At 53.0% G+C, this 24,919-nt stretch carries 32 protein-coding genes; 21 read left to right on the top strand and 11 right to left on the bottom strand.

The window, feature by feature from the left end:
- The first annotated feature begins 1 nt into the window (after window position 1).
- From ccoO to ttcA, 11 genes are all read left to right on the top strand, one after another.
- Window positions 2-607 (top strand): cytochrome-c oxidase, cbb3-type subunit II, encoded by a 606-nt coding sequence (gene ccoO / locus B3007_RS12275; protein ID WP_076517091.1) that lies wholly within the window; start codon window positions 2-4, stop codon window positions 605-607.
- A 4-nt stretch (window positions 608-611) separates the two neighbouring features.
- On the top strand, window positions 612-788 hold the full coding sequence (locus B3007_RS12270; protein ID WP_068435313.1) for a CcoQ/FixQ family Cbb3-type cytochrome c oxidase assembly chaperone: 177 nt from the start codon (window positions 612-614) through the stop codon (window positions 786-788).
- 2 nt (window positions 789-790) lie between these two features.
- Window positions 791-1,705, top strand: coding sequence for a cytochrome-c oxidase, cbb3-type subunit III (gene ccoP / locus B3007_RS12265; protein ID WP_297531897.1), 915 nt, complete (start codon window positions 791-793; stop codon window positions 1,703-1,705).
- Between the two features lie 151 nt (window positions 1,706-1,856).
- Window positions 1,857-3,296, top strand: a complete 1,440-nt coding sequence (gene ccoG / locus B3007_RS12260; protein WP_301377302.1) for a cytochrome c oxidase accessory protein CcoG — start codon at window positions 1,857-1,859, stop codon at window positions 3,294-3,296.
- A 94-nt stretch (window positions 3,297-3,390) separates the two neighbouring features.
- Complete coding sequence (locus tag B3007_RS12255) at window positions 3,391-3,885, top strand: FixH family protein (RefSeq protein WP_076517085.1); 495 nt, start codon at window positions 3,391-3,393, stop codon at window positions 3,883-3,885.
- Window positions 3,882-6,323, top strand: coding sequence for a heavy metal translocating P-type ATPase (locus tag B3007_RS12250; RefSeq protein ID WP_301377303.1), 2,442 nt, complete (start codon window positions 3,882-3,884; stop codon window positions 6,321-6,323). Before B3007_RS12255 ends, B3007_RS12250 begins: the two co-directional genes overlap by 4 nt.
- A gap of 2 nt (window positions 6,324-6,325) precedes the next feature.
- Entirely contained in the window at window positions 6,326-6,559 is a 234-nt protein-coding gene (ccoS, locus tag B3007_RS12245) for a cbb3-type cytochrome oxidase assembly protein CcoS (RefSeq protein WP_301377305.1), read from the top strand.
- Complete coding sequence (locus B3007_RS12240) at window positions 6,552-7,229, top strand: sulfite exporter TauE/SafE family protein (RefSeq protein WP_297531907.1); 678 nt, start codon at window positions 6,552-6,554, stop codon at window positions 7,227-7,229. Before ccoS ends, B3007_RS12240 begins: the two co-directional genes overlap by 8 nt.
- Before the next feature lie 28 nt (window positions 7,230-7,257).
- The gene (gene fnr / locus B3007_RS12235) at window positions 7,258-8,022 is read left to right on the top strand and encodes a fumarate/nitrate reduction transcriptional regulator Fnr (RefSeq protein ID WP_301377307.1); all 765 of its coding nucleotides are present in this window, start codon (window positions 7,258-7,260) and stop codon (window positions 8,020-8,022) included.
- A gap of 254 nt (window positions 8,023-8,276) precedes the next feature.
- Window positions 8,277-8,771 (top strand): hypothetical protein, encoded by a 495-nt coding sequence (locus B3007_RS12230; RefSeq protein WP_068438283.1) that lies wholly within the window; start codon window positions 8,277-8,279, stop codon window positions 8,769-8,771.
- Between the two features lie 56 nt (window positions 8,772-8,827).
- Window positions 8,828-9,790, top strand: coding sequence for a tRNA 2-thiocytidine(32) synthetase TtcA (gene ttcA / locus B3007_RS12225; protein ID WP_297531911.1), 963 nt, complete (start codon window positions 8,828-8,830; stop codon window positions 9,788-9,790).
- Window positions 9,791-9,795: 5 nt separating this feature from the next.
- Here the strand turns inward: ttcA and B3007_RS12220 are convergent, their stop codons facing one another.
- Together B3007_RS12220 and greB are read right to left on the bottom strand one after the other, a co-directional pair.
- A complete protein-coding gene (locus B3007_RS12220) occupies window positions 9,796-10,284 on the bottom strand; it encodes a hypothetical protein (protein WP_068439775.1) in 489 nt (162 codons plus the stop codon).
- Window positions 10,285-10,351: 67 nt separating this feature from the next.
- On the bottom strand, window positions 10,352-10,888 hold the full coding sequence (greB, locus tag B3007_RS12215) for a transcription elongation factor GreB (RefSeq protein ID WP_301377311.1): 537 nt from the start codon (window positions 10,886-10,888) through the stop codon (window positions 10,352-10,354).
- An 80-nt stretch (window positions 10,889-10,968) separates the two neighbouring features.
- Here greB and B3007_RS12210 point away from each other — a divergent pair, with 80 nt between their 5' ends.
- The 3 genes from B3007_RS12210 to B3007_RS12200 are packed head-to-tail and all read left to right on the top strand — an operon-like array spanning window position 10,969 to window position 12,942.
- Entirely contained in the window at window positions 10,969-11,238 is a 270-nt protein-coding gene (locus B3007_RS12210) for a PGPGW domain-containing protein (protein ID WP_068443904.1), read from the top strand.
- 28 nt (window positions 11,239-11,266) lie between these two features.
- Window positions 11,267-11,848: a DNA-J related domain-containing protein gene (locus tag B3007_RS12205; protein WP_297531918.1), complete on the top strand. Its 582-nt coding sequence runs from the start codon at window positions 11,267-11,269 to the stop codon at window positions 11,846-11,848.
- 53 nt (window positions 11,849-11,901) lie between these two features.
- Window positions 11,902-12,942 (top strand): polysaccharide deacetylase family protein, encoded by a 1,041-nt coding sequence (locus B3007_RS12200; RefSeq protein WP_068443910.1) that lies wholly within the window; start codon window positions 11,902-11,904, stop codon window positions 12,940-12,942.
- Window positions 12,943-12,973: 31 nt separating this feature from the next.
- Here the strand turns inward: B3007_RS12200 and B3007_RS12195 are convergent, their stop codons facing one another.
- Window positions 12,974-13,678: a M48 family metallopeptidase gene (locus B3007_RS12195; RefSeq protein WP_301377312.1), complete on the bottom strand. Its 705-nt coding sequence runs from the start codon at window positions 13,676-13,678 to the stop codon at window positions 12,974-12,976.
- A 47-nt stretch (window positions 13,679-13,725) separates the two neighbouring features.
- Here B3007_RS12195 and B3007_RS12190 point away from each other — a divergent pair, with 47 nt between their 5' ends.
- Complete coding sequence (locus tag B3007_RS12190) at window positions 13,726-14,310, top strand: YecA family protein (protein WP_301377313.1); 585 nt, start codon at window positions 13,726-13,728, stop codon at window positions 14,308-14,310.
- 36 nt (window positions 14,311-14,346) lie between these two features.
- On the opposite strand, the gene B3007_RS12185 is transcribed toward B3007_RS12190, so the two are convergent.
- The 3 genes from B3007_RS12185 to B3007_RS12175 form a co-directional block, all read right to left on the bottom strand.
- Window positions 14,347-15,717 (bottom strand): phosphate ABC transporter substrate-binding/OmpA family protein, encoded by a 1,371-nt coding sequence (locus B3007_RS12185; protein ID WP_301377314.1) that lies wholly within the window; start codon window positions 15,715-15,717, stop codon window positions 14,347-14,349.
- 85 nt (window positions 15,718-15,802) lie between these two features.
- Complete coding sequence (locus tag B3007_RS12180; protein WP_297531926.1) at window positions 15,803-16,459, bottom strand: START domain-containing protein; 657 nt, start codon at window positions 16,457-16,459, stop codon at window positions 15,803-15,805.
- Entirely contained in the window at window positions 16,452-16,769 is a 318-nt protein-coding gene (locus tag B3007_RS12175; RefSeq protein ID WP_068439494.1) for a BolA family protein, read from the bottom strand. Before B3007_RS12175 ends, B3007_RS12180 begins: the two co-directional genes overlap by 8 nt.
- A gap of 116 nt (window positions 16,770-16,885) precedes the next feature.
- Between B3007_RS12175 and B3007_RS12170 the strand changes: the two genes are divergently transcribed.
- Complete coding sequence (locus B3007_RS12170; protein ID WP_301377316.1) at window positions 16,886-17,503, top strand: hypothetical protein; 618 nt, start codon at window positions 16,886-16,888, stop codon at window positions 17,501-17,503.
- A gap of 91 nt (window positions 17,504-17,594) precedes the next feature.
- Here B3007_RS12170 and B3007_RS12165 read toward each other — a convergent pair whose 3' ends face one another.
- Window positions 17,595-17,786 carry a hypothetical protein gene (locus tag B3007_RS12165; RefSeq protein WP_068439496.1) on the bottom strand — a complete coding sequence of 64 codons (192 nt, stop codon included), beginning with the start codon at window positions 17,784-17,786 and terminating at the stop codon, window positions 17,595-17,597.
- Window positions 17,787-17,923: 137 nt separating this feature from the next.
- Here B3007_RS12165 and ylqF point away from each other — a divergent pair, with 137 nt between their 5' ends.
- Complete coding sequence (ylqF, locus tag B3007_RS12160; RefSeq protein ID WP_301377318.1) at window positions 17,924-18,859, top strand: ribosome biogenesis GTPase YlqF; 936 nt, start codon at window positions 17,924-17,926, stop codon at window positions 18,857-18,859.
- A 27-nt stretch (window positions 18,860-18,886) separates the two neighbouring features.
- Here the strand turns inward: ylqF and B3007_RS12155 are convergent, their stop codons facing one another.
- Entirely contained in the window at window positions 18,887-19,327 is a 441-nt protein-coding gene (locus B3007_RS12155; protein WP_076517053.1) for a DUF695 domain-containing protein, read from the bottom strand.
- A gap of 90 nt (window positions 19,328-19,417) precedes the next feature.
- Window positions 19,418-20,284, bottom strand: coding sequence for an MBL fold metallo-hydrolase (locus B3007_RS12150; RefSeq protein ID WP_301377320.1), 867 nt, complete (start codon window positions 20,282-20,284; stop codon window positions 19,418-19,420).
- A gap of 103 nt (window positions 20,285-20,387) precedes the next feature.
- Here B3007_RS12150 and B3007_RS12145 point away from each other — a divergent pair, with 103 nt between their 5' ends.
- Both B3007_RS12145 and B3007_RS12140 read left to right on the top strand, forming a co-directional pair.
- The gene (locus tag B3007_RS12145) at window positions 20,388-20,726 is read left to right on the top strand and encodes an ArsR/SmtB family transcription factor (RefSeq protein WP_301377322.1); all 339 of its coding nucleotides are present in this window, start codon (window positions 20,388-20,390) and stop codon (window positions 20,724-20,726) included.
- Window positions 20,713-22,434, top strand: a complete 1,722-nt coding sequence (locus B3007_RS12140; protein WP_068439504.1) for a SulP family inorganic anion transporter — start codon at window positions 20,713-20,715, stop codon at window positions 22,432-22,434. Before B3007_RS12145 ends, B3007_RS12140 begins: the two co-directional genes overlap by 14 nt.
- Window positions 22,435-22,444: 10 nt before the next feature.
- On the opposite strand, the gene B3007_RS12135 is transcribed toward B3007_RS12140, so the two are convergent.
- On the bottom strand, window positions 22,445-22,660 hold the full coding sequence (locus B3007_RS12135; protein WP_068439506.1) for a hypothetical protein: 216 nt from the start codon (window positions 22,658-22,660) through the stop codon (window positions 22,445-22,447).
- A 32-nt stretch (window positions 22,661-22,692) separates the two neighbouring features.
- On the opposite strand from B3007_RS12135, the gene B3007_RS12130 reads away from it, so the two are divergent.
- Both B3007_RS12130 and B3007_RS12125 read left to right on the top strand, forming a co-directional pair.
- Entirely contained in the window at window positions 22,693-23,175 is a 483-nt protein-coding gene (locus tag B3007_RS12130) for a DUF2489 domain-containing protein (protein WP_068439508.1), read from the top strand.
- A gap of 106 nt (window positions 23,176-23,281) precedes the next feature.
- Window positions 23,282-23,857: a YceI family protein gene (locus B3007_RS12125; RefSeq protein WP_297531933.1), complete on the top strand. Its 576-nt coding sequence runs from the start codon at window positions 23,282-23,284 to the stop codon at window positions 23,855-23,857.
- A 3-nt stretch (window positions 23,858-23,860) separates the two neighbouring features.
- Here the strand turns inward: B3007_RS12125 and B3007_RS12120 are convergent, their stop codons facing one another.
- Window positions 23,861-24,859 (bottom strand): DUF484 family protein, encoded by a 999-nt coding sequence (locus tag B3007_RS12120; RefSeq protein ID WP_301377324.1) that lies wholly within the window; start codon window positions 24,857-24,859, stop codon window positions 23,861-23,863.
- Between the last annotated feature and the right edge of the window lie 60 nt (window positions 24,860-24,919).

Below are 24,919 nucleotides of genomic sequence, written 5' to 3'. Positions count from 1 at the left end.
AATGAAGCACGAAACTATTGAAAAGAACTTACCACTCATGGTGGTAATGATTGTTATCGCTCTGAGCTGGGCGGGGCTCGCTGAGATTGTTCCACTCTTCTTTGATAAGAACACTCAACAACCTGCTGAAGGCCTGAAGCCGCTGACTGCACTTCAGGTTGAAGGTCGTGACATCTACATGCGTGAAGGTTGCGCGGTATGTCACACCCAGATGGTTCGTCCGTTCCGCGCGGAAACTGAGCGTTATGGTCCTCCGTCTACCTCAGGTGAACACGTTTACGAGCACCCATTCCTGTGGGGTTCTAAGCGTACTGGTCCTGATCTGGCCCGTGTGGGTGGTCGTTACTCTGATGAGTGGCACCGTGCACACCTGTACAACCCGCGTGACGTTGTACCTGAGTCTGTAATGCCATCTTACCCATGGCTGTTTGAAGACAAGGTTGACGGTCGTGATACACCTAACAAGCTGAAAGCTCTGCGTATGGTCGGCGTACCGTACACAGACGAAGACATTGAAGGTGCAAAAGACGCGGTTGACGGTGTCACCGAAATCGAAGCTCTGGTTGCTTACCTGCAGCAGCTGGGCACAGTCGTCACTAAACGGTAACCCTATGGATATTAACGACGTTCGCGGCCTTGGATCAGTATTCGCTCTGATCGCTTTCATGGGCATCATCTGGTGGGCTTACGGTTCCAGCCGTAAGCAGCGCTTCAAGGATGACGGCGATATCCCTTTCCGGGATAACACAGAAATGCCCGCGGACGACGATAAAGATCGGAGTAAATAATTATGTTGAGCTCATTTTGGAGTTTCTGGGTCCAGGCGATTGTCATCGGGTCCATGATTGCCTGCGGTATCCTGATCGTTTACACCAGTAAAGGTCAGAAGAAAGAAGAAACAGACGAAACTACCGGCCACTCATACGACGGTATCGAAGAACTGGACAACCCACTGCCACGTTGGTGGGTAGGTATGTTCTGGGCAACCATCGTATTCGGTTTCGGTTACATCGGTATCTATGGCCTGGCTAACTTCGACGGTTTCGGTACCGTTAAAGTTGACGGCGAAGACGTTACCTGGACACAGACCAACCAGTGGAAAGCCGAAGTTCAGGCGTTCGATGAGAAGATCGCTCCTCTGTATGCTGGCTACCTTGCTACGCCAATCGCTGAGCTTGCTCAGAACGAAGAAGCGATGCAGACCGGTGGTCGCCTGTTCAAGAGTTACTGCGCGGTATGCCACGGCTCTAACGCTATGGGTGCACAGGGCTTCCCTAACCTGACAGACCACGATTGGCTGTACGGTGGCGAGCCAGCTCAGATCAAACAGACCATTATGTATGGTCGTCAGGCGGCGATGCCTGCATGGGAAGCCGCTCTGGGTGAGCAAGGCACCAAAGACATGGCTCAGTACGTCCGTAGCCTGTCAGGTCTTGAGCACGATGCAGACGCTGCTGCGAAAGCCAAGCCACAGTACGACATGCTGTGTGTTGCTTGTCACGGTGCAGACGGTAAAGGTAACCAACTCGTTGGTGCACCTAACCTGACTGATGAAATCTGGCTCTATGGTGGTTCTACCAAGCAGATCGAGACTACTCTCCGCTACGGTCGTGCCGGCAGAATGCCAGCTCAGGCTGAGATCCTCGGCGAAGAGAAAGTTCACGTTCTGTCTGCGTACGTCTACTCTCTGTCGCAAGACAAGTAATCAAGCGGGGGCTCCGCTCCCCTCTTGAGCTAGAGCAAGGAAACAAGAAAAAGCGGCCCACGGGCCGCTTTTTTTATCCCGACCAACGACCAAAAACTATATAATCAACTCGTTATATAAGAGTTTTCTAAAGACAAGGTGATCAGTAGTTATGAGTAAAATCCCGGTCAAAGACGTCACCCCACCCAGCAAAAAATCTGACAAAGCCTCAGACACCGTCAACCTGTACCAAAAGCGCGAAAAGATCTACGTCCGCGAAGTTGAAGGCTTCTTTCAGAAGCTGCGTACCTGGTCTCTGTGGGCATTGATGTTAGGTTACTTTGGTACGGCCTGGATCAATATCGGTGACCGTCAGGCGGTGCTGTTTGATCTTCCGGCACGTCAGTTCCATATATTCAACGTCACTTTCTGGCCTCAGGATTTCATGCTGCTGTCCTGGGCGCTGATCATCTGTGCTTTCGGTCTGTTTACGATTACCAATTTTGCGGGGCGGATCTGGTGCGGCTACACCTGCCCGCAGTCGGCGTGGTCGTTTATTTTTATGTGGATCGAAGAACGCGCTGAAGGTACCCGCAACCAGCGAATGAAGCTGGATAAAGCGCCGATGTCGGCAGAGAAACTGCGTAAAAAGGGCATTAAGCACATCGCCTGGCTCATTGTTGCTTTTTGGACGGGTGTCACCTTCGTTGGTTACTTCACTCCGATTCGCGAGCTGGTTGTCGATATTTTCACCTTTGGAGACGTCGGTGCCTGGGCCATCTTCTGGATCGGTTTCTTTACGGTTGCTACTTACCTGAACGCTGGCTGGATGCGCGAGCAGGTCTGCATCTATATGTGCCCATACGCCCGCTTCCAGTCGGTTATGTACGATAACGACACCCTCGCCGTATCTTACGATTACAACCGTGGCGAACCTCGTGGCAAACGCAGCAAAAAAGCGAAAGCAGATGGCGACACACAACAACTCGGCGACTGTGTCGACTGCTCAATGTGTGTTCAGGTATGTCCAACCGGCATTGATATCCGCGATGGCCTGCAATACCAGTGCATTGGCTGTGCGCTTTGTATCGACGCCTGTGATGACATCATGGAAAAGCTCGATAAGCCTAGAGGTCTGATCCGCTACACCACAGAGAACGAGCTTGAAGGCAAGAAAACCCATATTCTTCGCCCTCGCCTGTTTGGCTACGCCGGTGCCATGGTTCTGATGATGGGTGGCCTGGGCTATGCCATCCTCGACCGCACACCGTTTGAGCTGGATATCGAGCGCGACCGTGGTCGCCTCTATCAGGTCACGGTGAATGATACGATTCAGAATGCCTATACCCTGAAGATGATGAATATGTCTCAGGAGGAGCACACCTATGTCCTGAGCGTCGATGGTCTTGATGGAATCAGACTGCTTGGCGACACTGAGTATCAACTCAGCGTTAATGAGCTGAAAGAGACCACCATCAACCTTGAAATCGACCCGGATGAGGTGAAAACCTCGGCCAGTAAAACAGACATTGAGTTCGTCATCGTCAACAAAGATACCGGTGAAGAAGTGACCCGGGAAGAAAGCCGTTTTATCGCACCAAGAGCGATCTGAACGTCATATAACTTCCTGACACAGTAGCACTGGAGCCCTATCGCCCAAGTAGTTACACTTGGGCGATTTTTCATTTTTCCCCTGGATACCTTGCATGACTAGCGAAAAGACGACCCCTTGGTACAAAGAACCCATGATGCTGCTTGTCATCGGCGTACCGCTCGCCGCTGTAGTATGGGGCTTCATCATGTTGTCACTCGCACTCGACACCAAAGACTCGCTCGTGAGCAACAGTTACTACAAGGACGGCATGAGCTATACGCAGGATCTGCGGTTTCATGAGGGCGCCCGCCGCCTCAATGTTCAGGCAGACCTGACCTTCACCGAAGACGAAATCATCGTAAACGCGACCTCCATTGCCGATGAAGACCCTGGCTCTCTGCAGCTTCAGTTGATTCACCCGACACTAGAAGATCGTGACCTTACTCTGTTTCTGCAGCGTACTCCGGGTGGTCAGTACGTTGCCGCCAATGAGCTGGAGCTGCCGCAGAAGCGCGTTATCTGGCTGACGAGCCCGGATCAGGAGTGGCGCGTTACAGCGCGTACAGTCATCGAAAACGGTAAGAAGATTCAGACAGTCACTCAATGACGCAAACCCTCCGTACGCCCTGCTTTCACTGCGGTGAACCGCTGAAAGCAGGCCAGCAGTGGACGGCCATCATCGATGGCAAAGAAGAACCCATGTGCTGCCCAGGCTGCAAAGCCGTGGCCGAAACCATCGTTGCTTCTGGTCTCAAAGATTACTACCGTCACCGCACAGAACTTCCACAGATATCGCCTGCGAACGAAGACGACGAGGTCCTGACCGCTCGCGAGTCTCTCAGTCTGTATGACAGCGAAGCCTTGCAGAAGCAGTTTGTTGCGACGCAGGGAGAGGAGAAAGAAGCGACACTGATTATCGACGGAATCAGTTGTGCCGCCTGTGCCTGGTTGATTGAGCACAGAATTAATCAACTGAAGGGCGTCGAACGGGCGACGCTGAATCTCTCGAACCACCGCCTCGTCGTCGCGTGGAATAACACCGACATAGCGCTCTCCCAGATATTCGAAGCCATCTACCGCCTCGGCTACAAAGCCGCGCCGTTTTCATCAACAGAAGACGACGCGCAGCGCGAGCGCGAGGGCAAGAAAGCGATCCGGCGCCTCGCTGTCGCCGGTATCGGCATGATGCAGGTAATGATGCTTGCGGTGCCCCTGTATGCCGGCATGGCCGAACAGTACGAAGTCTTTATGCGCTTCGCTTCGATGATTCTGACCTTACCGGTCGTGTTATACAGCGCCCGACCGTTCTTTGATGCGGCAATACGCGATTTGAAGACACGCCATCTGACCATGGATGTACCTGTGTCACTGGCAATTATTCTCGCTTTCTGCGCCAGTATCTGGAGCACGTTCAACCAGGGCATCGAAGTTTATTTTGACTCCGTCTGTATGTTCACTTTCCTGCTGCTGCTTGGGCGTTTTCTGGAAATGCGCGCCCGCCATCGAATGGGCAAAGCGGGCAACAATCTGATGACACTTCTGCCGAATGTAGCGCTGAAACAAACGCAGGACGGTGAAGAAATCATCGCCGCAGGTGACATTTCAACCGGCGACCGTTTGTTATTGAAACCCGGGTACCCAGTCCCTGCGGATGGCGTTGTGATTGAAGGACAGAGCACCGTCGATGAATCGGCACTGACGGGCGAATACATGCCACTGAACAAGCAAGCCGGTGACACACTGATCGGCGGCACCATGAACGTCGAAAGCCCACTCGTGATGGAAGTTACGGCCACCGGCGCCGATGCGCAGCTATCGACCATCGTTCGCCTGATGGATCGCGCGCAACAGGAAAAGCCCAAAGTCGCTCTTATTGCCGACAGCATTGCCAGTCGGTTCGTTGCCGCGGTTCTGATTATCTCCGCGTCGGTGTTCAGCTACTGGATGTTTCAGGGCAACGACCATGCCTTCTTTATCGCTCTCTCTGTTCTCGTCGTTACCTGCCCATGTGCCCTGTCACTTGCTACACCAACCACTCTGACAGCGGCAACAACGGCGCTGCGCGAACGCGGCTTATTAATCAGTAAAGGCCATGTTCTGGAAACTCTGCAGTCAGTGAACCGTGTAGTGTTCGACAAAACCGGCACCCTGACGCTAGGGCACCTGACTCTGACAGAAATCCGCCCTGTTGCGGGCGGTACAGACAACAAGATGGAGCTGGATCAGGATACTCTGGCCTCAGTAGTCGCATCGCTTGAACAACATGCCAGCCACCCGATTGCTAAGGCGTTTCGCCACTACCCGGTGCTACCTACCGAAGATATTCAGCACCACCCGAGTCAGGGCGTCAGTGGTCAGGTTAATGGCTACAGATTCCGTTTTGGTCGCCCGGATTTCGTCTGGCCGGAGGGAATTCTGCCGCCCGAGAGCGCATCAGGGCAGTGGTTATTGCTTGCCGATGATAATCAGCCGTTGGCCTGGTTTCTCCTCAATGACACAGTACGCCGCAGTGCGTCTCCGTTGGTCGAGACACTGAAAGCCCGTGGTATTGAAGTCGCCCTGCTCACCGGCGACCCGTCTCGATCTGCGACCCTCGTTGCTGATGAACTCGGCATTACCGATGTCCGCAATGGCCTCAGCCCGGAAGATAAGCTTGCCATCGTGCGCGAGTGGCAACAAAAGGGCGATACTGTTCTTATGGTAGGAGATGGTATTAATGATGTTCCGGTACTTGCGGGCGCGGATGTCTCGCTGGCCGTGAATGAAGCTACAGATCTTGCGAAAACCAACGCAGATACCCTACTGACCAATGGCCGCCTTGAAGTCATTGCTGATGCGTTATCAGTCTCCCATAAAACCCGCAATGTCATTCGTCAGAACATCGGTTGGGCGTTACTATACAACCTGATCGCGTTACCACTTGCGGCGGCCGGTCTGGTTCCGCCCTGGGCCGCGGCCATTGGCATGTCATTCAGCTCACTACTTGTCGTTCTGAATGCTCTGCGACTGACCCGTCGCCCACCTGCACTTACTGCTGAGAGCTGACCATGGATATTATTTACGTACTGGTTCCCCTGTCGATTGCCCTGCTCGCCATTGCAGTTGCCATCTTTTTCTGGGCTGTGAAAGGCGGCCAGTTTGATGACCTGGATTCGCCCGCGCACAAGATTCTGTTCGATGATGATGAGTACCTGAACGAGCGCCGCGAAGATAGCGTTGAGACCAATTCAGACGCGGATTCAGAGTCAGACGGCGAACCCAAAAAATCCAAGAATGACTGAACCCTTATCCCTCCTTACCGCCCTGCTACTTGGCTTATTTGGTGCTAGCCACTGCCTGGTTATGTGTGGTGGAGTTGCCGCGGCAGCAGGACAGCTGGACACCCAGCACAGAGTCCGGGCTTCACTGCTGTTCAATTTTGGCCGCATTACCAGCTATACCCTTGCAGGCCTGATTGTTGGCAGTCTCGGACTTTGGCTGTCGAGCCTGCACGAAGCTCTGATGATCACACTACGTTCAATCGCAGGCGTTATGCTCATATTAATGGGTCTCTACGTCGCGCGCTGGGCACTGTGGCTCACCCGCATTGAGCAAATTGGCCAACTGTTCTGGCGCAGAATTCAACCCCACGCCCAGAAACGACTGGGCCGTTCAGACCCAGCCAGCCAGTGGCTTCTCGGCATGTTGTGGGGATGGTTGCCGTGTGGGCTCATATACAGCACCCTGAGCTGGGTAGCAGCTAACGGTCAGCCTGCGATGGGCGCCCTGACCATGTTTGTTTTTGGTCTCGGAACCTTTCCCGCTATTTTATCCGCTGGGCTGGCCTCGGCATCCGTGATGAATATTATTCGGCATCAGTGGGCGCGAAATATTGCGGGCCTATTATTGATCGGTTATGGTTGCTGGACTTTGGCCTCCGTGTGGCAACCAGCCATGTTCGCAGCCGCTTGATCTAAAGTATTAGAGATCGTTCTTGCCTATGAAAACGTCAGTTAATGCTCCTATGCGTGGAGCACAGCCTCATTGTCAGACCTGCTCACTGAATGCTCTGTGTCTGCCACTTTCCCTGACTGAAAGCGATATGGAACGTCTGGACGACATCATCCGTCGTGGTCGCCCGATCCAGAAAGGCCAACTGCTGTTTCAGCAAGGTACAGAATTTCAGTCTGTATTCGCGGTTCGTACGGGTGCACTGAAGACCTACACCCTGGCAAGTAACGGCGAAGAGCAGATCACAGGTTTTCACCTGGCCAGCGAGCTGATCGGATTGTCTGGCTACAACGCAGGCACGTATCCGCTGACGGCAAAAGCCCTCGAAACCACAACAGTATGTGAAATTCCGTTGCAGCAGCTTGAACAACTGGCGGATGAGCTACCTGATTTGCGTCGTCAGCTGATGACCACCATGGGCACTGAAATCCGGCACGATCAGAACATGATGCTGCTTCTCAGCAAGAAGAATGCAGAAGAACGTGTTGCCTCTTTCCTACTAGATATTTCGCAACGTTATCAGCGTCGTGGTTTCTCAGCGACTCACTTCCGCCTGCCAATGTCACGTGTCGACATCAGTAACTACCTGGGCCTGGCGGTAGAAACCATCAGCCGAGTGTTCACACGCTTCCAGAAAAATGAACTGATCGAAACACAGGGCAAAGAGATTATCCTGAAAGACAGCGACACCCTGTATGATCTCGCGGGCCTGACACGCGCCAACGATGAGTGTCTGCATCAGGCAGAAAGCTGATTTAAATTTTGGCTTTTAGCATCCTAATGAGCACACGGACCGTGCTCATCCTCTTTTCGCTCGCTATATCAGACATTGGTCACAGTGCGCAAATATTTGCTTCCCCCTGAGACCTGCATCACTATGCTTCACGTACTGGGCAGTACTATTGAGTAAACATCTGATAACAGGCGCTGCCTGTACCGGCAGTTATTCAGGTACGCTTATTGCTCCTGATATTGAGACTGCCAAAATTACACCCTCTGGAGTTTCTGATGGGTATAGATGCTGATGATTTCCGGACGTACGTTATTCGTCCAACACTGCAGAAACTGGACGCTAACAGTGCCGACGCAGAGCTTTTACTGCTGGGTACTGCAGCCATTGAGTCTGAGCTGGGCTCATTCCTGAAAACAGAGGGGCAACGCACCTCGGGTATTTACCGGCTGCATGGCCTGACGCACCGGCATATCTGGGATGACTATCTTGCAGATCGGCCAGAACTGGCCAGTAAAGTGCGAGGCATTGCCAGCCAACGGGAATTCCTGGAGAACCCGCACGCTGAACTAACAACAAACCTCGCCTATGCGACCGCTGTTACCTGGCTCGCCTACGTTCGCCACCCTCAGTTCACCCTGCCCCGTGGCGCCAGTGTGGTGCATCTGGCAACGCTCTGGAAAAACTGTTATCACACCCGTGACGACCTGAGCGTACAGGACTTCGTGCAACGCTATGAAGAACTGGTTGAATCCAGTGACGCTGTGGCCTGATGTTTATATAAGCACCGCATTCTGATATAAAGCGCACCCTACGCATGGGGTGTTGTATGTCTGAATTGAACGTGTCTGAATCTGCTGTTTCACAACCTGAAGAAGGCTATCAGCCTGAGATCTTCGATCCAGCGGCCGCTGAGCTATCTGCAGAAGCTACTGAAGCTGCAGCCAATCAAGCTGAACGCAAATCCAGAACCGAATTCAACAAGCTCCAGAAGCGCCTTCGTCGTAACGTCGGCAAAGCCATCGAAGATTACCGGATGATTGAAGACGGTGACAAAATCATGGTGTGTCTGTCGGGTGGCAAAGACTCTTACACCATGCTGGAAATTCTGATGAGCCTGCAAAAGAGCGCGCCCGTCAACTTCGAGCTGATCGCCGTCAATATGGATCAGAAACAGCCAGGCTTCCCTGAGCATATCCTACCGGCTTACCTTGAACAGGTGGGCGTGCCCTACCATATCATCGAGAAAGACACCTACAGCGTCGTTAAAGAGATCATCCCTGAAGGAAAAACCACCTGCGGGCTATGCTCACGCCTGCGCCGCGGTACTCTGTATGGCTATGCAGAATCGATTGGCGCCAACAAGATTGCATTGGGTCATCACCGTGACGACATCATCGAAACTCTATTTCTGAATATGTTCCACGGCGGCAAGCTCAAGGCCATGCCGCCCAAGCTGCTCAGCGACGACAAAAAGCACGTTCTCATTCGTCCTCTGGCGTATTGCAAAGAAAAAGACATTGAGAAGTTTGCCATCGAGAAAGAATTCCCGATCATTCCCTGCAATCTGTGCGGTTCTCAAGAGAACCTGCAGCGTCAGAACATCAAAGGAATGCTGGCTCAGTGGGAGAAAGAACAACCAGGACGCAGTGAAAACATCTTTGCCGCTGTCTGTAACGTTGCGCCATCACAGCTGGGCGATCGCGAACTGTGGAACTTCGAAGGTCTGCAGGACGAACAGGATAAGAGCCACCTGGGTACCCGCATTGACCTTCTGGCGTCGGACGACTGACCCGCTCAGACTCCGCCGCCAAGCATACGCGTAATATTGACCTGCATGTCGCCAGGCCCCCGGAGCAGCAGGTCGAATTCGTAACGTCGCTCATTCATCATATCTTCCGCCATCGCCTTGAGGCGACAAGCATCCCGCGCCAGGGTCGGCTGCGGCATTTCAATTCTGACCAGATAGTCTTTTTCAAGCGGCTCTACGGCCAACGTTGATACCGCCGAGGTCGGGGCACCCGCAATTCCTTTCCGTATCCATTGTACGAACAGCCCGTGACTACCATCGTCGTTCTTCTTCCGAATCAGACGGATATACCCTTCAGCATCTTCCGATTTCCACGGGCAAACCTGAGTCACTGCATCGACCCAGACCGGCATTACATAGGCTTCTGACAGCGCATCTTTAGCGTCTGAGTTCGAACCTGAACCGTGAGCCGCGTGATTATCGGCCAGAGCCAGGGCCGGTATAGCGAGCAGCGTAAGCAGCCATCGTTGCATCATCATGCACCTCCTTTGCTCAAGATTAGTTCATACCTGCCCGTGCGTCATATTCCCGTACGGGGATCACTTACGAGAACTCGGGTGTGGGCCGCTTATCCCAGTCAGGTCGCTCGTACCGTACGCTGGCAATAAAGTACGTCGCCTCACCTTTCGGTAGGCGCACCGTCACCTCATCATCAACGAACTTACCGATTACGCCACGGGCCAGCGGCGCATCGACGCTGATATAACCATGCGGCAAGTCGATCTCATCTTCGCCAACGATACGGTAACGCAGGATCTCGCCCTCTTCGTCTTCCAGTTCGATCCAGGCACCGAAGAAAACCTTATCCAGATCTGTGGGCGGGCGGTCGACTACGGTGACTGCCTCAATGCGCTTGCCGAGAAACCTGAGACGACTATCAATCTGTCTCAGGCGCTTTTTACCGTAAATATATTCCGCGTTCTCGGAGCGGTCTCCGAGCTTAGCTGCGTCAGAGACCTCCTGGGTTACCTTCGGGCGTTCGCGGCGCCATAAAAAATCGTGCTCGTCTTCAAGAGCTTTCAGCCCGCCCGGTGTAATCAGGTGTGCCCGGCGCGGCAGCGGCTTTTTATTTTCGGTCATCGTATTGCAACATCTGGTCAGTAGTTTGAGCGCACACACTACTTGCACGCGCCCTTTGAGGCTTTTCTAAAGCATAACTAATGATCCGACGCAGTGTAACTCTTGTCGGCGGCGTCCTTCTGATCGTTGCCGGGCTACTCGTTCTGCCATTGCCTGTACCCGTTGGTTTACTGATGATCATCCTTGGCGTTTCGCTGCTCGTTCCAGCAATCCCCGCTCTGTCGCGTTACCTGAAGCGTCTGCGATGTCGTTATCCGGTGACCTCAAGGCGTCTGAATCACATCAGTCCACGCCTTCCCGGCTTTGTCCGACGCGTGATCGAAGAAACGGACCCCGATAGACGAAGCTGACGGCTCCGCTCTGTGCTACCTTGTGTGCATGGAAGAAGACACTCTCAATCTGGTCACCGACCTGTTAGCGACTTACCTTGCCGACGGACACCGGTGCCCGGAATACGAACTGATCCGGTGGTTACAGGCCCCAGAGCAAGGCATATTTCGTGAAGATGCCCTGAGCGATTCTATGACTCTGTTCCGGGCTAACTTCATCGTCATGCATGCCCTGTATCGATTGCGAAATCGTTGGCTTGAGGATGCGCGGGGTTACCTTCAGATCAGTGCACTGGATATAGGACTCGTTCCTTTAAAAACCGACAGCGGGAGCGACCTGCCCGACCAACACGATGCACTCGCTGAGTATTATCTCGATCTGAACAATCTGGATACAGATCAGGCCAGCGTCGACGCCCTGTTGAACGATTTCTGGCAGCGCATGGTCATACCAGAACATTACGACGATGATCTGGCTATGCTGGAGCTGACGCCTCCGGTAGATCTCAGTACCATCCGACAGCAATACCGACGGCTGGCGAGTCAGCATCATCCAGACAAAGGCGGCGACGCAGAGGCGTTCCGCAAAGTCAGCTCCGCCTATCAACGATTACGCTATCGGCACGGCTAACAGCTGACCACGATAGAAGCTATTACGAATAGAGAGCCAACTCTGAGGACTATATGACGCACCGATTGATCTTTGCTGTATTCATTATGAGCGCCCTGTTTCCGGGCCTGGCAAACGCACTGGTGATCCTGCAGTACCACCACGTCAATGCTTCGACCCCGGCCATTACCAGTGTGACACCCGAGGTCTTCCGCGAACATATGACCTTGCTGGAAGAAAAGAACATGACCGTGGTGAACCTCGAAGAAGCGCTGCAGTCGATCATGACCGGTGAGCCCTTACCCGAGCGTGCCGTCGCAATTACGTTCGACGATGCGTATCTGTCAGTCTACGAGAATGCCTGGCCAGAACTTAAGAAACGCGGCTGGTCATTTACTATGTTCACCAGTACTGACCCGGTGGATAAGAAATACGCCGACATGATGACCTGGGATCAGCTTCGCGAGATTAAAGACGGTGGAGCTGTCATTGCCAACCATACACGCAGCCACCCCTACTTACTGGAAACCCCTGAAGGTCAGGATGCCGAAGACTGGTGGGAAAACGAAATCAAACAAGCGGAAGCACGTATTAAGGCAGAGACCGGATCATCAACCCGTATGTTTGCCTACCCCTACGGCGAGTACACACTGGAGATGGCCGAATGGCTGGAAGATCATGGTTACATTGCTTTCGGTCAACAGAGCGGCGCCGTTGGTCAGAGCGCTCATCCGCAGGTCATAGCGCGGTTCCCGGCCTCTGGGGTGTATGCCAACACAGACACTCTTGCGACCAAGCTTATGAGCCTGCCGTTTTCGATTTCAGCCGATCAGGTGCGAGACCCCGTACTGGAAAATAACCCACCAGAACTCACCCTGACCATTGATGTGGACGACTTCAAGCCCGCGCAACTGCAATGCTATGCCGCCGGCGCTGGAGAGTTGGATATAGAAACGTCTGTCGAAGGTAAAATCATGACCGTGGAGATGCAGCAACCGAACGCCATCACTGCTGGCCGGGGCCGCTATAACTGCACTGCTCCCAGTCTGAGCCAACCTGGCCGTTTCTACTGGTATTCGCAGTTGTGGGTGAACACAGACGTCAGTAATCGATAAGAGAGCGTATTGCAGGTGACCTGATGCTGCTTTAAAGCAGCATCAGACCCGCCTGATTGATTCGCTTGTCGCGCGCACGCCAGTCCGGTAAGCAAGATGTCATACAAGCTTTAAACCCCGGACCATGATCGAAATGTTCGAGATGACAAAGTTCGTGAACAACCACCAGCTCAATAAGATCCTCAGGCAGCGACAGAAGAGCCAGATTCAGGTTGATGTAACCCTTCTTAGAGAGACTGCCCCAGCGCGTACGCATCCGCTTTACGCGCAATACGGGACGCTCACGGCCGGGTTTGGTGAAACGTGGCCACCATTGTTCGATTAAACGCGTGAAACAGAGGCGTGCTTCTTCTCGCTGCCATTTATCGAGTGCCTTATCGCGTTTCTCCTGCGACCACTCCAGTGGCATCCATACTTGCTGATCAGTGACCAGAAATTCACCCAGCGCACTTTCCATAATGGGCAGTTCACGGCCATAAAGAGTTACCGATGCGGCGCGCTTACGATCGCGCTCTCTCACCGCCTCGCGGCGCTCACTCAGCCAGCTCTCATGTCGACGAACAAAGGTCAGTACATCGCTCTTGGGAGTACCGACCGGCACTCGGATATCAACGTCACCTTCTGAGTTCACTTGCAGGCGAATCGACTTCCGGACGGACGCACTCAGCAGTACTTTTACCTGTTCTCCGGCGACATCTAACCATAATTCCTGCCGGTAGGATTTCCGCTGTCTCATAAGCCTGATACGATTGCCCGAATTAAGTTAATCTGATTTCTGAATATATGACTGATCTGAATAGTATCCCAACCCTTACCGAAGAAGAACTCGAACGACTCGGCACTCTGCTTGAAGACGAAGCAGAGCGCAACGATAGCTTTGATTTCTTCGCTGTACACGGTTTCATTACCGGCCTTCTGACGGGCCCTTCGGGTGCCTCTGGCATGGACCAACAAACCCTATGGGATTGTGCGTTTGAAGCACAACCCGGTTTCTCGAAAGCGGAACGTCAGGAAGTTGATACCCTGATGAGCCAGCTGTCGAAAGAGATACAGGCGTGGCTGGATTCCGGTCAGGACTTTCCCGTCCCTACGGATCTGACATTGATCGACGATGAAAACGAACCACCACTCGAAAGCTGGGCAATGGGCTTTATGTCAGCCGTTCTGCTTAACGAAGAAGCCTGGTATGCCGACCGTGAGGAAATCGTGGCTCAGCACCTGTTCCCGATCATGTATGCATCAGGGCTGTTTATGGATGAGCCAGAAATGGCGGATATCGATGAAGATGCTGACCTGTCCGACCGTATGTGCGCCAACATTCCTGCGGCAGTCGTCGAACTTTATCTGATGATGCACGGCGCCGCCTGATCTATCAGAGCGACGTCCGGCCAATCGCGAAGCGCGTTACAGCGCTTCGGCGATTGAATGCGGTGGGCGAATCCAGACTTCCACCCGACTGTTCTTCTGACGGCCATCGTTTCCTTCTATGCGCGCCAGTGGTGCCTCCGCACCAAATCCATCAATCTCATCCGGATAGAGCGCCTCCTGCTTCAATGCCCGACTGACCGCCATGGCCCGATGCTTGGACAACAGGTGAGCACGATTCAGGTCGTCGCTTTCAGACGCGTAACCGAACAGCATTACATCAGCATCTGGATTGTTACTCAGGTACTTCACAAGGCGTTCTACGTCACGCTGGGCTTTGTTATCCAGCCGGGCGGAACCGTCCTTGAAGCGGAAATTAACACTCAGGCGATAGGCGCCTTCAACCCGCTGACGTATTTCTGAAGGCAAGCTGGCAGTATTCTCTGGGCGAACTGCAGAAACATCCTGTGAAATAAAGCCTGTCGCAGCCACCTGCTCCTGCCCCTCGGTCGCGACAAAACGCAGGAAGTCTCGTGCGTAGGGGTTATCTGATGTACCCGCGGTGTACATGTATAAACGACGGGACAAGGCATAATCCTCAGTCGCAACCGTCAGGCGATCTGGCGCCAGCGCTGCTACATCTCCCACCGATACCGACAGCAGCTTCGATTGACGCACCGCGGGGAGGCCGACAAATCCGATCGCGCCGCGAACGCCGCTAACCCGATCAGAAAGGTCGTTATTCGATTCAAAGCGCTCAGCAGTCTCAGCCAGTGGAGTCTTACCTAATACCATATGACGGAAGCTATCCCAGGTACCTGACTTGTCATCACGTGCAAAGATACTGACTGGCATGTCCGGACCACCAACCTCTTTCCAGTTAGCGACCTGACCTGAGAAAATATTGCGGAGAGCGTCCACGCTCAACGCATTAAGCGGGTTTGAGGGATCAACGATGATGGCCAGACCGTCGATGCCAACAATATGTTCACTTTCAACACTGGTCAGGTCCGCCGTTGGTATCATCGCCGCTTCGCTGGCTTTTACCGGACGAGACGCGGCGGCAATGTCGGTCAGCCCCTTAGACAGGGCTTTAAACCCGGTGCCTGAACCGTGGGCGGCGATATCGATAATCACGTGAGAACCAACACTATCAAGGTAGCCTGTAATACGGGTCTCATTCTCCGCCATAGGAACGCGGGATAACTGGCTGGCACCGTGACTGGTCAGCCAGGCTTCAGCTAAAGCAGGACCAAGCTCTGCACCAATGGTGTTGGAGCCATCAATACGAAAAAGATGCTGATAACGCCCAGAGGAAATATCGCTGAAAAGCGACTCCGGCTGCTGTGCCAGAGACGGCAGGCCCGCGAAAGATAACAACAGTGCTGTGACAATTACGAAAATGCGCATAGTAGGTACTACTCTATTCACCAGCGTCGGAGAGTACCTGACTTTTATGACAGCAATATTACAAATCTAAAAAAGCCTTTTTAAATCAGTGCGTTATATATTCCCGTGAGGCCGACTGGTATTTTTCATCAACCACCAGTTCGCGGAAATCACGCAGGGTATTCAGAGGTGCTTCAACGACAAAGCTATTCACCAACCAGGACGGTAAGCCACCACCAGGATCGGCATGCGCCTCGTACGTCACCTTTAACAAGCCGTCTGCCTGCGGCTCGAGCGTCCAGGTCGCATCCAGTTCACGAATCCGGACATGGTCATCGTTTGACGGGAAAATATCATTGCGCGCCTGAATGGTCACTGTGACAACGCCAGAGCTGGCGTCCTGTGTCACCAGTGATTCGCTGATGTTATCGCGGTTTTTCACAGGCCAAGGCATAGACGTCACTGTGTAGTAGGTAGCGTTATTTGGTGCTATCTCTTCAATCAGGTCCATTGCCTTGCAATTAAACACCCACTCATGAGCGCGTTTAACATCCTGTAGCAGAGCAACCGGCGCCGTTACTGTACTTTCAAGCGTTGTGACGCCTTTAAACGCTTTCATATCGGAGCCTTCGACGTAGCGGGTATATACGCGGATATCTTCGTCTTTATCGTACGCCACTTCTTCCCAATCACCGGCAGCAGCCACCGATGTGAACACCAATGCCGTAGTAGCCAGCGCAAACCCGATCAATCTATCAATCATGCTTACTGCCCCCCATGCACGCGGGAGAATCGGGAATAGTTGAGTCTGTCTGCCATTCTTCTGGGGTATGAAGGTGCAGAGAAAGCGCGTGGACAGGCCCTGCCAGCTCATCACTGAGTATGCCGTACACTTTCTGGTGACGAGCCACCGTACGAACACCATCAAAGGCAGAAGAGACGAGAGTCACCTTGAAGTGGGAGTCTGTCGCCGGACCGGAGTGCATATGACTTTCGTTGTCTATTCGCAAAAATTGGGGCTCCAACGTTGCCAGTTTCTGCTCAATTATCTGTGCTGTGCGCTCCTGACTCATACATCACCTGACTACTTAGATTAGGCCTATCATAAACGACTATCCTGCAGTTGCACACTAAGGAGGGTTATCGCTAAAGTACGCGTTTGCGAATTACTTTACGGACGCCATCAACCATGACCGAGACCACACAGACACACGCCCTGATTGGAAAATATTACGAAGAAGAGCGTGAGCAACGCGAGAAAGAACTCTCTCTGGCAGAGCTGAAGCTGCGCCTCGATGCGAACGACCTTGCCATGCTGAGCATGATCGCACGTCGGTTCCGCAAAGGTCGTGATGATGTAGCCCAGGAAGTACTCTCAAGCGCATTGCTGGATCTGTTCTCCTGTATTGATGCGTCTGAACGTAAGCTGATGGCTCGCGATGCCGACGATGCCGCCAAGTCAATCGCAGACAGCATCGCCGAAGAAAACGGTGTGCGTGATGTCGAGTTCCGTACCGGATATTGGACACAGCAGGATCGCCAGATCGCTAAGATAGAAAAGCAACGCGAGAAGGCAGCCAAGCAGGCAGAGAAAGAAGCCTCTATGGCAAACAAGCAGGAAACACCGAAGCCACAGGCTGAAGAGCGGGCGGCAGCACCTGACACTGCGGCTAAAGACAGCAGCAACGAAGAGTCGACTCACTACCCTGAAACCAGCGCGATCGAAAAAGCACCGGCCGCATTGGAAACTCAGACAGAAGCAGCAAACGAGTACGACGAAGAACAGCAAACCGCCAACGCTGAATAAGCGCGAAAGACCTGTGCCGCCTATTTGGGCGGCCTAGAATTCACGGCAGAATCTGCCGACTGTTACCTCAACTCTTACCGAGCCAGGCTGGCTATTTACGCCAGATCTTCAATTCCCGGAATTCACCTGGGCCCGCTTGCATCCAGAGCACTTCACTCTGATCCGAAAAGACAAAGCGATTTCCAAGTAAAAACCCTTCACGCCGACGTCCAGAAACGGTTGCTGACGCGTGTCTGCCCTGTTTGCGCGCAGTATCAATAATGTCTACAGGCAAAAGATCCATAGGTTGTCTCCAATCCCATCATCCTTAGCAATGCTTTGTATCACCTGATTATGACAATCAGAGGAAGGTTACTCTTGCACTGCCATGCATTACAATGTGTCGCTTTCTTGAGCGAACGTCAATCGGGATAGCGCACAATGGCCATTAACTGGTTCCCCGGGCACATGAACAAAGCCCGCAAAAAAATTAGCGAGGCGATGCCAGACATCGATCTGGTCATCGAAGTTCTGGACGCTCGTCTGCCCTTCTCCAGCACCAACCCTCTCGTCAACGAATTGCGTGGCGACAAGCCAACGATCAAGGTGCTGAATAAAGCGGATCTCGCGGACCCGGCCACGACAAGCGCCTGGGTCAGTCATTTCTCAGAGCAGGCCCAGACACAGGCTCTGCCCATGGTTGCCGAAGACCGGAAGCAGGTTAAGCAGCTGATTGCGCTGGCGAAGAAAGTCGGTCAGGCGCAGCTGGATAAAAACCGCGCCGTACGGGTGATGATTATGGGGATTCCTAATGTAGGTAAGTCGACCCTCATCAATGCTCTGGCCGGGCGCTATATCGCCCGTACGGGAAATGAACCCGCCGTCACCAAAGCAAATCAGATGATTGATCTGAAAAACGGCATCGTCCTCTCAGACACGCCCGGAATTCTCTGGCCCAGATTCGAGAACGAACTCAGTGGCTACCGTCTGGCTGCCAGTGGCGCAGTAAAAGATACTGCCATCGAGTACACCGACGTTGCCATGTTCGCTCTGGATTACCTACGTAGCGCCTATGAAAAAGAACTGACGGCACGTTTCAAACTGAAAGAGACACCGGAAAACGCCGAGCAATTGCTGAATACGATTGCGGCCAAGCGCGGCTGCCTGCGCGCTGGCGGTATCGTTGATCTGCACAAAGCATCAGAAATTGTGTTGCATGAGTTACGCGCCGGTAAAATCGGACGCATCAGTATGGAAACGCCGGCGATGATTCAGGTCGAGTCCGAAGAAATTGAGCGTCTGAAAGCGGAGGCAGCGGCAGCCAGAGAAGCTGCAGCCAAAGAGGAGTCACGCGGAAAGCGGCACCACAGCGAATAATCTCTGTCGTGCCGATCTCAGTTCGGTTCAGGCTTCTTCGCTGGTTATACGCCCATGAACCTGAATGAAGGTCTCCCAATCGGGGTCCTCGTCGGCGACGACCTCGATTGGGTACAGGCCATTATCGGTCGGGATTGCATCCAGGCCTTTTTTAAGCTGCTCGAGATCGCGGGTGTAGATGATCCACTGATTGATGCCATCGTGAGTGATCATCATGGCAACGACAGAATCTTCTTCGGGTTCCAGACGAGCTTGCAACTGCTCAGTGAAGGCCACTATGCGTGCCTGCTCTTCTGTCGCAGGAAAACCACTGCTCTCATCCCTACTCTCTGCGTTCCAGGCGATCTGGACGCATAAGCCATAAAGGCCCGAGTCTTTTGCCAGCTGCCAGTCCTCACGGAACTGAATACTGATTGGCTTTTCTTTCAGGCTACCGCCTGCACGAACCCAACGGTTGTTCACCAGCATGAAGTGTTCCTTATTGCGTTAGCGTCTGCTGTTCACCTCAGACTAACGGAAGCCGTAGAGAATGCCAATTCCGGTGACCGAAAAACCGTATCAGAACTGATTCAGAGGCACTTTCAGGTAGCTGACTCCGTTATTTTCCGGGGCTGGAAAGTCACCGGCGCGGATATTGACCTGCAAAGACGGAAAAATCAGACGCGGCATCGCCAGACCACTGTCGCGCTTAGTGCGCATAGCGATAAAGTCGTCACGGCTGTGCTTGTCGCCAACATGAATATTATCGCGACGTTGCTCACCGACGGTCACAGCACTGCGTAACTCAGTGCGTGACTCGGGTGGATAGTCGTGACACATATGCAATAACACATCGTCGTCTAGAGATAGCAACTTGCGGATTGAATCGTAGAGGGTTCCTGCATCACCGCCAGGAAAGTCGCAACGTGCCGTACCGACATCAGGCATAAATAAAGTATCACCGACAAATACGTCGGTATCATCAATCAGGTAACTCGCGCATGCAGGTGTGTGGCCGGGTGTCGCCATACTCTTAATGCGGGTATCACCCAGCATCAACTCAGCCCCATCACCGAGAAGAATATCAAACTGTGAGCCATCAGCTCTGAAATCCTCAGCCTCATTAAAAATCGAGGCAAAGGTCTTCTGAATACCTTTGATCTTCTGTCCAATAACAATATTCGCCCCGGTTTTTTCGCGTATGTAGGCGGCCGATGTCAGGTGGTCTGCGTGTGCATGTGTTTCCAGTACCAGCTTCAGGTTCAGACCGCGGGATGCGATGTCATCGAGAATACGATCAATAAAGCCCGTATCTGTCTTGCCTGATTTCGGGTCGTAGTCCAGAACAGGGTCTACAATGGCGCATGACAGGGACCCGTCATCCACCAGCAAGTGCGTAAAGGTCGACGTGTCTTCATGGATGTAGCTTTGGATAGTGTGACTCATACCTTCCCCCGATCAGTAACTCATCTTGATAGAATCATTATATTAGAATATTCTTATTCAGCAATAAAGAGTGAATTACCTGTCACGCCCGAGGAATAATTCAATGCAGCCAGCCAACAGACCTGAGTCCGCCAGTAGCCCCGATCAAAGGGCAAACCGCGCAGCGGCTGTACGCCTCTTAAAGGCCATGGCAAACGAACATCGCCTTGGTATTCTGTGTGCTCTGCGAGGCGGTGAGGTATCTGTTTCTGAACTCTGTAATATGCTGCCATTGAGTCAGTCTGCGATGTCACAGCATCTCGCCTGGCTACGGAACGAACAGCTCGTTACCTCTCGCAGAGAAGCCCAGTCCATGTTCTATCGGCTTGGCGATCAGCGTGCAGCCGATGTCATTGCCCTTCTCAACCGCTTATACGGACCCGTCAGCAGTGAAGATCAGTAATACTCTCTACCCGCTGCCCCACCAGGGATTGCTACCGGATTTTATTGCCGGGCTGGTCGTCGCGGTTATGCTGGTTCCGCAAGCGGTGGCTTATGCGTTTCTTGCCGGCCTGCCTCCGGAAGCGGGGCTATTTTCATCCCTGCTACCCTTGCTCGCCTACGCTCTGCTCGGTTCAAGCCCGACTCTGGCCGTCGGGCCTGTGGCCATTATTTCTCTGATGACATTGAGTTCACTTCAGGGCGTCGTCAGCCCCGATGCATCAGATTACCCAGCTTACGCGACTCTGCTAGCCGGCATGACCGGGCTTTGGTTATTTATATTCTTTGCCATTGGGCTGGGTTCCTGGACTTCATTTATCAGCCATTCAGTTATTTCCGGATTCACCAGCGCTGCTGCGATTGTGATCATCCTCAGTCAGCTGAAGTATTTCACAGGGCTTGATATTCCGAGAGGCGGACCTGGCTGGAGCCCAGTTGCGTTTACTGCTGAACATTGGCGGGATATTGCGTTATGGCCTCTTATCACAGCACTGACAGGCGCAGCCCTGCTCATATTCTGGCAAAAAGTCATTCCTGCGGTCACGACACGCTTTGCGTTACCCGATGCCCTGCGCACACTGGCAAACCGAGCCGGGCCACTGGTACTGGTAACCACAGGCATTCTGCTGGTGCTCGTTATCAGCCCACCACTGGCGACCGTAGGCGCCGTTCCCTCGGGTTTCCCAACATTATCCCTGCCCCAGATTTCTGAACTGAACTGGCAGGCGCTACTGCTACCCTCCGGTGTTCTGGCGTTGATTATCTATCTCGAAAGCCTGTCGATTTCGAATACGATGGCTCGGGAGCAAACAAACCGCATCAGGCCCAATCAAGAATTGCTGGCACTGGGAACGGCGAACGTCGCGGCAGCTATCAGTCATGCGATGCCTGTGGCAGGAGGCTTTGGCCGAAGCATGGTGATGCAGTCAGCGGGGGCGCTCAGCCAGTGGGCTGCGGTATTTACCTTTGGTTTTATGGCGCTCGTATGTCTTGTCGCTGGTAGTTGGTTCGAACATCTTCCCCATGCTGCACTGGGCGCATTAATCGTTGTCGCCACCTGGCCTTTGTTCCGCTGGCGCGATGGGCTCAACGCCTGGCATTTTCAACGCAGTGATGGAATCGTCTGGTTGACGACCTTTACTCTCGTCATCGTTATGGACGCTGAATCCGGCATTATTGCGGGCGTGATCGTTTCCCTGGTCATATACCTGCGTCGCACCAGTCAACCTCACATTGCAGAGATTGGCCGTTTGCCGCGTACACAGCAATTCCGTAATGTTTTACGACACGCCGTTGAGACCATCCCCGGCGTCACTTTGATTCGCGTCGACGAAAACCTGTATTTTGCTAATAGCGACTACCTGATCGATTATGTTCTTGAACGCACCGCGCGACGGCCAGACATCAAACACGTTGTCCTCGTCGGTACCGCAATTAATCACATCGATTACTGCGGCCTTGAAGCGCTGGAGTTACTGAATAGCCGCCTTCAGGAACGTTCTGTCCTTCTGCATCTGGCCGAGTTTAAAGGGCCAGTCATGGATCAACTGAACCGAACGCATCTGGCGGAGAAAATCAATCCTGGGCAAGTCTTCTTTACCATCAGTGAGGCTATGACGGCCCTCGGCCACTCAGTAACGGAGGACAGTGATGACAACTACATCATCTGAAAGCAGCCCCTCACCAAACACCCAGTGCCAGCCGGAAACTCAGAATGACGCAGTTGCCGGGAGAACCACCCGGCGCTTCGAAATCAACAGTCACCGCGATGGTGCTGTTTTCAAAGTACGCTATCGCGAGGGCTCTATCGTTAAACGCTGCCTGCTGGATCAGGCATAGGCTGCACGTCTGGAAGCGTAAGGCGGGGTTCAGCCCATCGGTATCAGAGGTTATCATGGCACCACTGACGTATCTGACCTGAGGTGTCCATGTCCCTTTCCATCCTGCTTATCATTCTTGCCGTGCTCGTGATTATTCCGCTCGCCTGGTACGCGTGGAGTCTAACCCGCAAAGTGCAGGCAATGGAGGAAGAACAGGAACGTGAGGAAGCAGAAGCCGCTATGCAGCTTCGCAAGCATCAGGAAGAGCTGATTTCAGACATCCGTTTCGTCAGTCGCTCTGTTCTGCAGCAGCAGTGTGATATCACCGAGGGCGTACTTCGCCTTGAGTATCTGCTGAAGGGCCTCGATCCGGATGTCTGGCACATGGATGAACTGGCAAGTCTCCGCGCCCACCATACTGCTACACGTTCGATGCCGATTCTCGATGAATACAAAGCCCTGACGCCGAAACAACAGTTCAAAATTGATAAAGAGCGCCTGACTCTGGAACACGATAATCGCTTAACCATTGAGCGCGATCTGAAATGGTTGAGCACGTACTCATTTCCTCAGGTTACTCTTATTCAATAATCCGTAGTAAATGATCCTTTTGACTTGCCCTGGGTCACAGGCTACGCCTTGAACCTTCATAAGCTTTCGTGTCAAAGTCCAGACTAAACGTTAACGAGAACCAATTATGAAACTCCTGACTTCTACCCTGCTAATTCTTGCCGCCCCACTAAGTTATGCTGAATGGACACTGAGTCCGGATTCTTCAGTGAAATTTCTGAGTACGAAAAACACCAACATTACCGAAGTTCATGAGTTTACTCAGGTTTCTGGCTCAGTCAGCGATAAGGGTAATGCAGAGATTGCGATTGATCTGACCAGTGTTGAAACCGGCATTGGCATCCGCAACGAACGCATGCAATCCATGCTTTTCAACGTCTCTGACTATGCCACAGCCACAGTTTCTGCCGACCTGCCGGAAACCATGATGCTGGCGCTTAAAAACGGCGAAACCGCAACGTCTTTATTACCGCTGACTCTCGAATTGCACGGCGAGAAGAAAGACATTGAAGCGGATGTGCTCGCTACTGCGGCTGCCGACGGTCACGTGATTGTTACCACCCAATCCCCAGTATTAGTGAATGCTGGCGAATTTAAACTGGCAAAAGGTGTCGAAGCGCTGCGCGAAGTCGCAGGTCTGGATCGAATTTCAACGACTGTGCCCGTGACCTTTACTCTACTGTTTACCGAAGCTCCTGAGTAACGCTCAGGCAGATGCCGCCGGCAGGAACCGATCCCGGCCGGCCGCTTTTGCTTTGTACAGATACTTATCCAGATGATCGAGCACCTGCTCGACTGACAGATCCTGATGCGGACGTGGCGTGACTGCAATAAAAGCCCCCGACGCCGTCACGGGCACACGCTTGCCCGAGTCATTCAATACCGACATTTCACGAATCGACTCCTGAACCCGGGAAACCACCGCAATTAATTGATCTGGCTGGCAACCAGGCAGAATCAATGCGAACTCCTCTCCGCCGAGGCGTCCGATGTGATCGGTGGGTCGTATGGTCGATTTCAATGTCCGGCATAACGTCTTCAGTACGCGATCACCTGTGCCGTGGCCGTGAATATCGTTGACCTTTTTGAAGTGATCGATATCCATCAGCACCATCGCAAATACATGATGCTGCCGCTGCCCTCTGGCCCATTCACGCCGATAAACACGATCAAACCCCCGACGATTTTCAGCGCCAGTGAGTGGATCAGTCAGTGCCATCAGCGCCTGTGCCTCAGACTGCCGCACCATCACCAGGCAAGCAGCGATCACTGCCGCCAGATGCTGCATAAAATCGGTCGCCATACCGGCGGTAAAACGATCTTCTCGAGATGAAAACATACATAGCTGGCCAATGTATTCGCCACTGCGCATTAAAGGCAAACGCAGACCCGAACGCCACGGTGGTGGTGTGTCGATAACATCGGCTTTGCTTATGGGTAAGCTGACTTTGAATTCGATCTGATTAAGCAATGCTCCCTGATCGATATCGAGAGACTGGAGCATCGAGGCTTTCAGTTCTCCATCTGGGTCACAGATACGTAAACTGACAGCGTCGAGGTCAAACTGAGAAGGCAGAGCTTCAAGAAGTAAGGTCAGAAAATCCTGCCAGTTCTGAGCTGACAGTAATTGCAGTTCAAACGCCTGTAGACGCTGCAGCAGCGCTTCATTGCGGCGGGCGTTTTCGAGTAATTCCGCTAGTTCCAAGGTTCGTCCTCTCCCGTTCCACTCAGTGTAGACGCTGTCCTGATTTTTGCCCGGCATGAG

The sequence above is a fragment of the Thalassolituus sp. UBA675 genome (assembly GCF_002297765.1).
In the GTDB taxonomy this organism is placed as follows: domain Bacteria; phylum Pseudomonadota; class Gammaproteobacteria; order Pseudomonadales; family Oceanobacteraceae; genus Thalassolituus.
Note: the sequence above shows the minus strand (reverse complement) of the source record. Positions and strands in the feature narration are given on the sequence as shown.